The sequence below is a fragment of the Bacillus cereus group sp. MG20 genome (genome assembly GCF_040459885.1).
In the GTDB taxonomy this organism is placed as follows: Bacteria; Bacillota; Bacilli; order Bacillales; family Bacillaceae_G; genus Bacillus_A; species Bacillus_A cereus.
Genome location: NZ_JARVHF010000001.1, coordinates 5,188,132 through 5,200,608, shown reverse-complemented (window position 1 = coordinate 5,200,608; position 12,477 = coordinate 5,188,132). Strand labels below are relative to the sequence as shown.

The following is a 12,477-nucleotide window of genomic DNA, read 5'->3' as shown; positions in this document are numbered from 1 at the left end:
ACCCTATCTCTATAACGGGAGAACCCGTCGCACCATCCCTAAATAAATTAGTTCCTTGCGCAGCTCCAAGTCTTTTTTCATTAAGATGTATACCGCTCTTTCTCAGCTACCAGAGCTCTCTGTACGTATTCTTTCTTAACTACTCTTCTCTTCTATGCCTTAAATATTAGTTTTTAATATGATAATTTATAACACTTTTATTGTCAAACTTTTCCGAATCGAAATCGTAAAATTATCTAAAAAAATTCTTTATCGCTTCTAATTGAATTTTGTGGCTACACTCATCACAACAATATGCCCCTTTTGGTTTCTCTTTAAATCGCTTATATTTTTCACTACCTTCGTAAACACGAAATATATTCTTACAAGAAAAGCAAACAATTTCATAAAACATCATATGCATTTTCCTCTCCGTGTTTATAAACCTTTTAATCACTTGAGAAGATTAGTTTTCTAGAGCACAAATCATAATATCCTCTGACTAAAAGGTTTACCTCTATTCTTATCGAATTATATTAATATCTTATAACGCGAGGTGAACATCTTGTTCAGTAATATAGACTTAGTTTTAAATGTTAAAGCAAGTTTAGCTGAAGGACCATGTTGGAATGAAAAAAAGCAACTTTTATATTGGGTTGATATTATGGAGAAAAAATTATGCATATATAATCCTACTACCAATACGAACCGAGTAATCGCTCTCAATCAACAAATTGGCTATGTTGTTCCATATTTAGAGGACATATTACTCTTAGCTATGGAAAACGGCTTTTATTCTATTAATGTAAATACAGAAAAACTGACACATATTTTTGACCCCGAACCTCATTTAATAGAAAATCGTTTTAATGATGGAAAATGTGATCCAGCTGGTCGTTTCTGGGCAGGTACTACAGATACATACGGTATGAATGCTGCAGGTTCCTTATATTGTTTACATAATAATTTGAGTGTAGAGAAAAAAGTTTCACATGTAAATACTTCAAACGGAATCGCTTGGTCACCTGATAATACATACCTTTACTTTATAGATACACCTACTAAAAAAGTGGTTCGCTATCAATATAATATACGTACTGGAGACATTCATAATCCAAGTGATGTAATCATTTTCTCTGAAAATGATGGTCTACCTGATGGTATGACAATTGACGAAGAAGGTTGTTTATGGATTGCACATTGGGGAGGTTCAAAAATAACTAGATGGAATCCCTCTACTGGAGAACAAATATTAAGTATTCCAATTCCTGCGTTATATGTAACATCATGTACATTTGGTGGACCTAACTTAACTGATTTATATGTTACAACAGCCAGAACAAGAATGACGGATGACGAATTAAAAGAGTATCCACATGCTGGTGGTATTTTTCGAATTCAAACAAATGTTAAAGGCTGCCCCACCTATTCATTTTGTAATAAAAATATTGGAGCTGAAACAATATGAACCGTATCGATTACATAAGACAAGAAGAAAAGAACTATCACGATCTTTGCTATGAACAATATAAACTATTTGAAACTGGATCTTGGCTTCACAAGCCGGTTAAAACAGTTATGGATTTAATGGACTACTTTGAAGAGAAAAACAAATTACAAGTGCTTGACCTTGGCTCTGGCGTCGGTAGAAATAGCATTCCAATTGCACAAAAGATTAAAAATGCTAGCGGAACTGTTACATGTGTTGATTTACTTAATTCCGCTTTAACAAAGCTACAAATTTATAGCAAAGAACATGACGTATTCGAGGTTATTAAAACAGAACAAGCAGCAATTGAAAACTATCATATTAGACCTAATACTTATGACTATATCGTTGCAGTATCAAGTTTAGAGCATGTTAAATCAGAAGAAGATTTAAAAAACGTGCTCCAATCTATGAAAAGAGGTACAAAAAACGGTGGTATTAATTGTTTAATTATTAACTCTAACATACAAGAAATTGATTCAATAACGAATGAAGAATTAGAAGCTTTAATTGAAATTAATCTTTCAACCGAAGAAATGATAAGTACTTTAAAAAGCATTTATAAAGAATGGAAAGAACTAAAAGTTGAAATAAAAGAATTAGCTTATAATATAGTTCGTAATGAAAGACACATTCGATTAAAAACAAATGCCATTACATTTGTCATTCAGAAATAATACTATAAAAAGTAAGGATATTTCCTCATATATTCATAGGAATACCCTTACCTTTTATTTTCATAAAATTATTTTGTTATTAGTTTTCGCATCATTTAAAATATAATTTTCATTCGACATACTACTCAGCTATTAATTGAATTCATTAACTGGAAGAAATATTCTGCTTCATGAGTCTCATTCAATTTATACCATGAATGAAGTGTATCCGGCGCAAATACATCTAATTTTTTCAGTACTTCCATGGCAAATTCTAGAGGCGCTACACCCGATGCAGTAATAAGGTTTCTACTAGATGCTACAGGTCCCACTTTATAAAAATTTTCTCCTTTATAAGTAGGACAAACCATTTTCATATACTCTAAACTATTACTTGTGTGATTTATAGAATCCAAGTAACCGTAATTTGCAAGACCTATAGTTGCACCGCAAATTGCTGCTACAATTGTACCAAGTTTTAAAGCTTCATCAACTTTTCTCAAAATAGGTTTATGTATTTCTTCACTCCAATTATTCCCTCCAGGTAAAATTAATAAATCGTTATTCTCAAGGATACATTCATCTAGGGTAATATCCGGCTTTATGTTCAAGCCCCCCATTGAAATAATCGTTTCTTTATTTATTCCAACTGTTACTACTTTAAAAGGCGCTACATCTTTTTTGAAATATCTCCCTGTATTAAGTTCAGCAATTAAATGTCCGTATTCCCAATCAGACATTGTGTCAAATACATATAGATAGGCTTTTCTTGTTTGCATTCAATAACACTCCATTCATATGCTACACTCTTAATTAAAACAATTGTTCTTTTTAGTTTAACATTTTATACAATATTTATGGTGTAAAATTCCAAATAAAAGAGCACTTGTTTCCGCAAGTGCTCTTTTCGGGGATTTTGAGATACCCTATTAACGAAAGTTAAGGTTACTTAAAGTTAAGAGGTATTTATACTATATGCTTGTCCTTTTTATTTGTGCATGATCAATATATAAATATCTTTAGAAATGTTTAAAAACTTTTATTTATAGTTCCTTCTGGCATTTTATCATTAAGAAATTGATTGAAGGTTTATTTTCCATGTGCTTATTTGGTTCATCAATTTCGGAAACTTGTACTAGTCCATATTTATTAAAATCTCGTTTTATAGATTCAGAATTATAGAAGAACATTTTTACGCCTTCCATTATTTCGAAATAGTCTTTATCCAATTGTTTCCCCTTGCCAAACATTGGGGCTTTTTGAGAAACAGTTGTGAAAACCATATATCCACCTGGTTTTAGCTGATTATAACAATCTTTAATAAATTGCTCTCTCTCCTGCTTATTCAACAAATGTAGAAGTGCATGACTATATATACCATCATACAGTTTGTTATTAAAAGGCATCTCATTTACCGAACCGTGATAAATGCTAATATCTTCTAGTCCATGTTGCTTTGCTAAATCAATGGCTGTTTTTGAAATTTCAATACCTGTTACATTTATACCATTATCGATAAAAACCTTTGCATTTCTTCCATATCCAATACCCGGAACTAATATATCCTTAACGTTCTTTTCAAGGAAAAAATCTTTTGTAAAAATTGCAGATTCTGTAGGTTCAAATCCCCACATCGTTTGTTTTTCAATAAAACTTGATTCCCAAAATTCCATTATGTATCTATCTCCTTATTTCCAATCCATTTTTAGTATCAAATTAAAAGCATTTTTGTATTTGCCATACAGTTTTTTCTTCTACTCATACCACTTACCTTAGTCATCGTAGCTCCATTGAATATAGCATAATAATAAGCCTATATCTAATATAAAGATTGGTGAAAAATCTACCCTATTTTATTAATCCTTACGTTTATAGAAAATAAAAAAACAGCCAATATTTTTATGGTAGTATTGGCTTTTTCTCACGAGAAATTATCTTTTTATATTGTACCGATCTAATACTTTTTCTAACATTTCTAAAGTTATTGGTTGTGCTTCTTTTATTAATTGATAACCAATACGACCATTCGGTTCCGCTGTAACTTGCTGTAAACTCTTTACATCATGAATCCCTTTTTCTCTTAATTGCATATAAAGTTGTTGTTCCGACATTTTTGCCTGCATCAAATTCTCTTTTACAATCTCTCCGTTTTCAACAATTATAATGCTACTTCCATTTAAAAATTGTTCCACCTTCCTTGATTTCAATTCAAAGAAATGAATGATAAGTAATATGCTTGCAAATATGATAGCCGCGAATATAGATGGGACTACTTTTCTACTTAATACAGGTTCTACAATAATACGGCCAATTGATACAACTATAATGATTTCAGCTCTTGTCATTTGGCTCACAGATGTACTACCTGTCATTTTCAAAACAATTATTCCAGTAAAAGTTAATATAATACTTTCCAAAATTATATTCATAACTACCCAATCCTTTAATGGTGTATTTTACTATCATTCCCATCAAAGGTGTGTTTTACTTACCTATTAAGTTGTTAAATCCTTCAGACCATGATGGAAATAAAGGTGTCCATCCATACTCTTTACGTGCCTTATTATTGGAAGCTCCTCTTTCCCAACTATTTTTCCCATCTTGAACTTTAGGCTTAGGTGCCCCTATCGTTGCTGCATATATTGGTAACCATTCTTTACTAGTTGCTGGATAATTATCTACAATATTTACGATTCCTGAAGGCCAATTAAGGGCTAGCATAGTAGCTCTTGCAGCATCTTCAACATGTATAAACGAGCTTATCCCGTCTGATGCGATAATTTCATTATTACGAACTTGACTTGCTATTAATCCGTTTTCCGCATACCATGTTCCTGGTCCGTATAATGTGCCGTAACGAAGTATAACCGATTCAGGTAACTCAGTAACAGCTTTTTCTAATTTCAATATGCCATTAACAGTGACTTGCCGAGGCATAGAAGCAGTAATATGTAGTGAGTCTTTTTCAGTCGCAAATGTATCCCCTGATTCATACGCCCATGAAATACTTTGAGCGATTATTTTCTGTACCCCTACATTTTTAGCGGCATCGACAAGGTTACGAGTGCCTTTTGTTCTAATTTTTGCATTATCCTCAAAATTCCATGAAGACAATGACGTTAATTGATGAATAACTACATCGGGATTTGTTTCTTCTAATACAGAAAATACAGCCTTTCTATTAAATACATCAGCTATTACTGGTATGGCACCAATCTTTTTCATTGCTTCTACTTGCGAAGTATTACGGATCATCGCAAAAACTGTATGCCCATTTTTTATTAACATTGGCAATAAAGAACGTCCTATTACACCAGTTGCACCTGCTACAAATATTTTCATATATGTTCCTCCTCATTTAGTAATCATAAATGTGACGAAACATTTGTAAGGTATGTGACAAATATTTGCTTATTTTTTTCGTTATTCATATGAAACATATACTTTTAATGGTTTAATTATCCCTAAACTCAATTCATCAAAGCATTCTATGAGTGAAGTATAATGTATTTCATGTTGAAAGATCTCTTCTATAAATGGTGTTTTTCCTATTTCTTTAAAAAACCAATCTGCATGCTTTTGATAATGGTATCCGTCACTTGATCCAATGATTTGCAATTCTTTCTGATAAAAGTTAGCAATTAATGTTAGTTCTTCTATATTACCATCAGACAGTATACATATTTCACCATTAGTTTTAAGAGCTTTTTGCAAAGTATGGAACCCACTATTTGTAGCAGAACATTCGAAACCATAATTATATGTTTCTATTATTTTCTCTTCTGAATCATATATGTTTTTCACACCAAAATTCTTTGCAAAATCTTTTCTATTTTTATTAGGCTCAACAACATCCACGTGCTCAACGCCTACATAGTATTTTAAGAAATAACAAGCGAGTAAACCAATAACTCCCATTCCAGTTATAAGTACTTTTTCATCCTGTCGCGGGTTTAGTTTCAATACTCCTTTAGCGGCATCACACGAAAGAATAGATAATAAAGCAACTTTAGGTTGTATAGAACTAGGCACTCGAATTACTTTATAACCCTTAACTATCCCTATCGTTTCATGTCCATAAAAAGAAACTACTTTATCGCCTACGTTTACATGTGTTACTTTATTACCAACTTGAATCACTTCACCATAACTTTCATATCCAGTTTTTCTTGGATAAAAAGGATTCGTATCTGTAACATCGGATCCATTATACTGTGGTAGCTCGGCCCCAATGCTTATCGCTCCTGCGATTGTTTTAACGATAATTTCATCGTCCTGTATGTCCTTAATTTCATTTGTTTCCCACTCAAGTTGTTTAGGCCCTTTTAAAAATAACTTATAATGTTCCATTCGTATCCTCTCACTTTATAAAAATATATTCTCACTAAATTTCAAACAATGTATAATAGATTCATCCAAAATTAAAGCTATAGCGTTGGCTAGCACCCAACAGTGATAACATGATAATTGAATTTGATGGATATGGAATAAACGAGTATGTTATTGGCCGTAACTGTTCTATTAACGAATTAATAACGATGTATTTAAATGTAAAAAATGAAGAGATATCTAATGAGGATCTGCTAAGCTTATTTTGTGTACGCTATCATTACAAAAAAATTCCAAAGTTACTACAAGAGGACGTCATAAGCAATGTTGTCATTGATTTAGATACGGACTATATTTATACCCCAAATAGATAACAGTAAACTAGATTGAATGATTAGTATTTACGATTCAGCTAAGTGTTTAATAAAATAAGTAATTGCCCAAATTAATGTCGCAAATTGAGTGACAAAATACATTGTCCATTCAAAGCCAGTCAATTTTCTCTCTCGTTTAACCTTCTTTAAGTATCTGTAAAATATGAATGTACTTAAAAACATAAGTAACAATGATAATTGCTGTAGATTATCGACTATACGTACCGCCATAGACTCGATCTCCCTCCTATTCAAAATAAAAATTATAATTTAATGATACCATCTACCAGTAAAATATTACCATTAGTTTAGCGGAATTAAAAAATGTATACGACTATGTGGAAATAAACAATTTCCTAATCATAATTTTATAATTTACCTATTAACGTTGAATTCTCAGCAGTTCATACTCAATCCAATCATTTTATTATTTATTGAACTTACTGATTAAAAAAGTATTTTAATACCTATACCACTTACCATTATTTAGGTAATTAATGTGCTATTATATATTTATAATTAACAAATAATAAGAAAGAAGGGGTTGTTGTGGAAACAAAGATTTTGGAAACAGAGAAAAAAATTGATTCGAAATCTCTTTTGGCTTTTGGTTTATTAATTACTACCGGGATTGTATATCAAATTTTTGCGGTTTATCTAGGGGCGAATCTACCCCAATTGTTAGGAATACTTCTTGAAGCTTTATGGAACCTTGTATTATGTGGAATTATAGGATACTATTTTTTAGGAAAAATATCATTAGAGCAATTTAAACATTTTCGTTTTAAAACTTTACTTTGGGGTGTGCCTTTAACTATTATCGTAGGTATGGGTTCCAGTTTAATATTCAGTTACATTTTTGAACCTGCAACTAAAAATTCTGTTGCTGAAGTAATAAGTATTTATATGATTTTATTCCGTATACCATTTATGTTAATGGGTGAAGAATTGATTTGTACTAATGTAATTATTGCATTACAAAAATTAGGATTGAAATTTAGTACAGCATCCGTAATATGTAGTTTAATGTTCGCTTTATGGCATATTCCAGCTTACGGTTTTGTGCCAATGCAATTATTAATAACTATAATCCCAGTTAGATTAGCACTAAATTATATATGGAAAAATTCAAAAAGTGTTTGGGTAAGTTGGATTTGCCACTTTATTTTTGATTGTATTTCATTTTTACCAATGCTTTTCAAATAACTATTTTAATATTTAAGAGAGCTTCATTATTTATGTACAGTATAAAAAATAGAGCACTCGGCTCTAGAGTGCTCTTAAAAATATTAATTTTGATTCAAAACATTCTCCTCAAAATAATTACCCCCAATATTTCGTTCATTTTCTAACGCTACTACTGTTTTTCCAGCGTATCTGTTACCCCGGTCACAACTGTTACTTCCCTTTGTAATGGTTTCATTTTATCCAGCCTCATTTTTATAATTCAACTGTATAACTTTTGGTATATGTTCTCTTTCATATTTCCTTGTGTAGATTGTTTTATTTGGAGTAATTAATTGCAACGAAATCTCACCACAAACACCATCTGCAATTTCAAATTCATCTTTTCATGTGAAATACTATGCATCTTATTTTTAATCTACGATAATACCTTTTGAATACTTAATAATTGCTATGCATTAATCATCTTCTTTATAATATTTCGTAACTACCAACGCTCCAATTACTATAGCAATAGCTACAAACAAGGTTATTATTTTTCGTCTCACAATAAACCTTCCTATACGTATTATTCTTTTTTAAATTGAAAATCTAAACACCCTGATTGCTTAATTTCCTCAATTACTTTACGAATACCTTCTTCAATCTTATCTTCTTTTACATTCGAAACATTTAACTTTAACAGTTTTTCTTTAGGAAAATTCCTCATATAATTCTTATCAATAGTATCGACACTTATTTGCATGTCACCTAATTTTTGTATAAGTGTTTCTGTAACTGTGTTTTTCTGCATTTCTAAACAAGTGTGTATTCCAAATGTGTTTTGTCTATTATATGTAAATAATGATTGATCTTCATTTTGCACTTTTTCTAATGTTTCTGCTAGTTTTATTGATCTATTGTAGTAGGAAGAATTAATTTTACTTTTATGACGTTCAAACATACCGCTCTTTATATAAATTTCTAAAGCCGCTTGAGAAATCATCGGACTATCAATATCTAGTATCTTTTTGTATGTATAGAAAGCATTTGCAATGGATGGTGGAATGACCGCAACTCCAACCCGTAAACCAGGAAAAATAATCTTCGAATAACTTTTCAAATATATGACATGACTACAATTATCCAAGCTATATAACGGATCTGCTTTTGAATCAGTTTCTAAATCTGCTAAATAATCATCTTCCACTATAAATACATTGTATTTCTTAGCCAATAGTGCGATTTTTTCTTTCTCCTCTTTAGAATAAGACGTTCCAAGCGGATGATGATATCTCGGTATCGTATAGAAAAATTTTATTTTTCCAGTTTGAAATAATTGCTCCAATTCATTCAAATCGATACCTTCATTCTTACGTTTAATACCGATTACAGGAACTTTATTTATTTCTAGATAATCAATATATAGATGATATGTTGGCTGTTCAATTAATACAGTTTCATTTCCATTCGGAAATGGTATAGAAGTTAATATAGCAAGCGCCTGCTGAACACCTGACGTTATAAAAATATTTTCTTCTTTTGTAAAGACTTGATAATTTGCTAGTTGTTTTTGAATAACTGGTATTAAAGATGGTAACCCTTTCGGCGTTCCATATACAAACAAATCATTTTTATACGTATCAATAGCCTTATTAATACAATGTTGAAAATCTAAATACGGAAAAACATCTGGATCTGGTGCTGAGGAAGCAAAATCAATTATCTCGTTATTTTCTATAGTATTCTCTGATTTTTTAACAACGTAGTATCCACTTTGAGGGACAGAATATATAATGTGACGCTTTTCTAATTCATGAAGAGCACGTATAACTGTTGCCTTATTACATTCATATTGTGTAACGAGTGACCGTATAGACGGTAATTTCTTTCCTTCTCTTATTTCTCCATTTTGAATCATATTTTCTATGTCGTTTAAAATATTTAAATACTTATACATCTTACACCTCCTTCAGTAATTCCATATTTAATTATATCGATTTTTCATTCATATAGCATTCATTCCTCAATTAGTTAATTTTCCGATCATCTATATCGTAAATCCCAATAGCATATGAATCATTTTCAATCCATTTCTTTACTGCTTCTGTTTTAAGTACACCTTCAACTTCTTTTTCTATTTTCTGTCCAAGTTCTCTCACCCCTACTTCATCATCGCTAATCTTAGTTTTTATATCAATGGTAACAGGTTGATTCTTTATATAATTTATTTGCTGAATACCAAACCCTTCATTTCCATTTTTTCTGAATACGTCATCAAATATATGTCCAAAAACTTGATTCCATCTACTCTCTGCCTTTACAACTTCTCTATTTCTTTGAGTTATATTGATTTTATAAGACGTTACACCTTGTATCACCAATCTTTTATTAATATCATTTTTTATTTCGTTACTATCTTCGCTATCAGCAATCTCTAAATCTAATATTCTTTCTTTTTCATCTCTTATAGCAGCACTAAAAAAAGATTCCTCCTTTACCGCGGCTGTAGCAATATCCATCACTATAGACTCTTCACTTTTAGCATCTTCAATGTCATTCTCACAGGCACATAATAAAGCAAGTGGAAATAAAAATACAAGTAACTTCTTTCCCTTTCTCATGTAGCACCCCTCCATATATTTTCATTTACGATAAACTTTTTACTTTGACATATAAATACCTTCTTTAATTATTAAATTTAACATTATTTCACATTTCCCCCATTTAACAAGGGAATTACAATTAATAAATAGAATATCTCTATGAATAAATAAAAAGTGAGGGATATATAATGCAACGTGTAAATACGATTGATATTAGTAATGTACTACAATTGGAAAAAACTCTTTCGACTTTATTAAATAAAATGATTTCTTCAAAACTAGACCTTGAAAATTGGTTAAAAGAGCAGTCAAAAGTAATTTGGGACATCGAAGAACAATTAAGATCACATTACATCGCCTTTCAATGTAATACGGATGATGAAGAAATAAAGGATACTTTTGAACATGATCAACAATTTGTAAAGCCACTTTTAAAGCGGTACCAAAATTTATTGGATAATAAATATTTAGAGTCACCTTTTCGAATGGAATTAGATTCTAATGTGTATGGTTTATTAGATACAAAAATAAAAAATGCTCAAAAGTTATTTTGTGAGGAAAATATCGAATTAGAAATAAAGGAAGACAAATTAATCACAGAGTACTTTAAAATCACTGGAGGATTAAGTGGAATTTGGGACGGAGAAGAAAAAACGATAACAGAATTACAATCCTATTTACAAGATTCGAATCGTGACACCCGTAAAAAGGCAAAAACCATTATTTCTGAACAATTTTTATCTGTTGAAAAAGAACTCCAAAACATATTAAATCAATTAATTGAAATTCGCCATCAAAAAGCAAAAAATATTCAACTAGAGAATTATCGCGATTATATGTTCAAAAAATACGAGCGTTTTGATTATTCAGCGAAAGATTGCTATGAACTAGCTGAATCCATACGTAAGTATGTTGTGCCTCTTAAAGATAAAATATTGCTAGAGAAAAAAGATAAACTGCAAGTTGATACGCTTCGCCCGTGGGATGTATCAGCTGTAACTCCAGATCAAAAAGTACTTAAACCTATTGCAAATGAAAATGATTTAATTGAAAAGAGCACTCATATCTTTAATAAACTAGATGTTGAATTTTCAGCACTTTTAAACCGAATGTATAAACACAATTGTCTTGATTTAACAAGCCGCAAAGGAAAAGCAGCTGGTGGCTTTTGTGAGTACTTACCAGCTTCACAATTATCTTATATTTTTATGAACTTAAATTATACACAAGATGATATTGTCACTTTTATACATGAAATGGGTCATAGTATTCATAACGAACTCATAAAACCATTAAAATTACGACAGTATATAGAAATTCCAGCTGAAACAGCTGAGCTAGCCAGTATGACAATGGAGTTATTCTCGCTTAATTATTGGGATACCTTCTATACAGACAAAAAAGATTTAAAACAAGCAAAAATTAACTTCTTTAAAGATGTTATTTCATATTTACCTATTATGCTTATTGTCGATCAATTTCAACACTGGCTGTATGAAAATCCAAGTCATACTTCTGAAGAAAGAAATGAAAAATACTTACAACTTCAAAAACATTATCAGTCTAGCGTCATACATATTGATGGCTACGAAAACTGGATAGCAACGAGTTGGCTACCTGTACTCCATATTTTTGAAGTACCATTTTATTATATTGAATATGCGATCGCCCAACTTGGTGCATTACAAATGTATAAACAATATAAAGAGGATCCTAAGCAAGCGCTAGAAAATTATAAAAAGGCATTATCACTAGGAAGCTCGCAATCTATAAAAGAAGTGTATGATGCAGCCGGTATTCGTTTTGATTTTTCTGGTGAAACAATTAAAGAACTAATGCTATTTGTAGAAAAAGAATTAGAATTACTTGAGCAATTATAA

At 30.9% G+C, this 12,477-nt stretch carries 14 protein-coding genes, 1 pseudogene and 1 other annotated feature (1 of these 16 only partly in view); of the genes and pseudogenes, 5 read left to right on the top strand and 10 right to left on the bottom strand.

The features are described from left to right. Nucleotides 1–164: a binding site (T-box leader), on the bottom strand (it extends 93 nt beyond the left edge of the window). Between the two features lie 68 nt (nt 165–232). Further along, nucleotides 233–403: a DUF2197 domain-containing protein gene (locus QCI81_RS26595; protein ID WP_000551042.1), complete on the bottom strand. Its 171-nt coding sequence runs from the start codon at nt 401–403 to the stop codon at nt 233–235. Nucleotides 404–544: 141 nt separating this feature from the next. Here QCI81_RS26595 and QCI81_RS26590 point away from each other — a divergent pair, with 141 nt between their 5' ends. Next, nucleotides 545–1,447 (top strand): SMP-30/gluconolactonase/LRE family protein, encoded by a 903-nt coding sequence (locus QCI81_RS26590; RefSeq protein WP_071730542.1) that lies wholly within the window; start codon nt 545–547, stop codon nt 1,445–1,447. Then, nucleotides 1,444–2,145 carry a class I SAM-dependent methyltransferase gene (locus QCI81_RS26585; RefSeq protein WP_071730544.1) on the top strand — a complete coding sequence of 234 codons (702 nt, stop codon included), beginning with the start codon at nt 1,444–1,446 and terminating at the stop codon, nt 2,143–2,145. The genes QCI81_RS26590 and QCI81_RS26585 overlap by 4 nt, the downstream gene beginning before the upstream one ends. Before the next feature lie 125 nt (nt 2,146–2,270). Here the strand turns inward: QCI81_RS26585 and QCI81_RS26580 are convergent, their stop codons facing one another. The 5 genes from QCI81_RS26580 to QCI81_RS26560 all read right to left on the bottom strand — a co-directional run bounded on the left by QCI81_RS26580 (nt 2,271) and on the right by QCI81_RS26560 (nt 6,474). Continuing rightward, nucleotides 2,271–2,903: a type 1 glutamine amidotransferase family protein gene (locus tag QCI81_RS26580; RefSeq protein WP_071730545.1), complete on the bottom strand. Its 633-nt coding sequence runs from the start codon at nt 2,901–2,903 to the stop codon at nt 2,271–2,273. Between the two features lie 264 nt (nt 2,904–3,167). Then, a complete protein-coding gene (locus QCI81_RS26575; protein WP_071730547.1) occupies nt 3,168–3,797 on the bottom strand; it encodes a class I SAM-dependent methyltransferase in 630 nt (209 codons plus the stop codon). Between the two features lie 258 nt (nt 3,798–4,055). Beyond that, nucleotides 4,056–4,553 (bottom strand): DUF421 domain-containing protein, encoded by a 498-nt coding sequence (locus QCI81_RS26570; protein ID WP_001021415.1) that lies wholly within the window; start codon nt 4,551–4,553, stop codon nt 4,056–4,058. 55 nt (nt 4,554–4,608) lie between these two features. After that, complete coding sequence (locus QCI81_RS26565) at nt 4,609–5,466, bottom strand: NAD-dependent epimerase/dehydratase family protein (RefSeq protein WP_071730549.1); 858 nt, start codon at nt 5,464–5,466, stop codon at nt 4,609–4,611. An 81-nt stretch (nt 5,467–5,547) separates the two neighbouring features. Further along, nucleotides 5,548–6,474, bottom strand: a complete 927-nt coding sequence (locus tag QCI81_RS26560; RefSeq protein WP_071730550.1) for a zinc-dependent alcohol dehydrogenase — start codon at nt 6,472–6,474, stop codon at nt 5,548–5,550. Nucleotides 6,475–6,584: 110 nt separating this feature from the next. Between QCI81_RS26560 and QCI81_RS26555 the strand changes: the two genes are divergently transcribed. Next, nucleotides 6,585–6,827, top strand: a complete 243-nt coding sequence (locus tag QCI81_RS26555) for a hypothetical protein (protein ID WP_071730552.1) — start codon at nt 6,585–6,587, stop codon at nt 6,825–6,827. A 27-nt stretch (nt 6,828–6,854) separates the two neighbouring features. Here QCI81_RS26555 and QCI81_RS26550 read toward each other — a convergent pair whose 3' ends face one another. Continuing rightward, nucleotides 6,855–7,058: a hypothetical protein gene (locus QCI81_RS26550; protein WP_053564422.1), complete on the bottom strand. Its 204-nt coding sequence runs from the start codon at nt 7,056–7,058 to the stop codon at nt 6,855–6,857. 318 nt (nt 7,059–7,376) lie between these two features. Between QCI81_RS26550 and QCI81_RS26545 the strand changes: the two genes are divergently transcribed. Further along, nucleotides 7,377–8,033 carry a CPBP family intramembrane glutamic endopeptidase gene (locus tag QCI81_RS26545; protein ID WP_071730554.1) on the top strand — a complete coding sequence of 219 codons (657 nt, stop codon included), beginning with the start codon at nt 7,377–7,379 and terminating at the stop codon, nt 8,031–8,033. A gap of 218 nt (nt 8,034–8,251) precedes the next feature. On the opposite strand, the pseudogene QCI81_RS26540 reads toward QCI81_RS26545, so the two are convergent. The 3 genes and pseudogenes from QCI81_RS26540 to QCI81_RS26530 form a co-directional block, all read right to left on the bottom strand. Next, nucleotides 8,252–8,467 (bottom strand): annotated as a pseudogene (locus QCI81_RS26540) (hypothetical protein). 113 nt (nt 8,468–8,580) lie between these two features. Then, nucleotides 8,581–9,951 (bottom strand): aminotransferase-like domain-containing protein, encoded by a 1,371-nt coding sequence (locus tag QCI81_RS26535; RefSeq protein ID WP_071730556.1) that lies wholly within the window; start codon nt 9,949–9,951, stop codon nt 8,581–8,583. A 70-nt stretch (nt 9,952–10,021) separates the two neighbouring features. Next, nucleotides 10,022–10,615, bottom strand: a complete 594-nt coding sequence (locus QCI81_RS26530; RefSeq protein ID WP_071730558.1) for a DUF4030 domain-containing protein — start codon at nt 10,613–10,615, stop codon at nt 10,022–10,024. A 170-nt stretch (nt 10,616–10,785) separates the two neighbouring features. On the opposite strand from QCI81_RS26530, the gene QCI81_RS26525 reads away from it, so the two are divergent. After that, a complete protein-coding gene (locus QCI81_RS26525; protein ID WP_071730560.1) occupies nt 10,786–12,477 on the top strand; it encodes a M3 family oligoendopeptidase in 1,692 nt (563 codons plus the stop codon).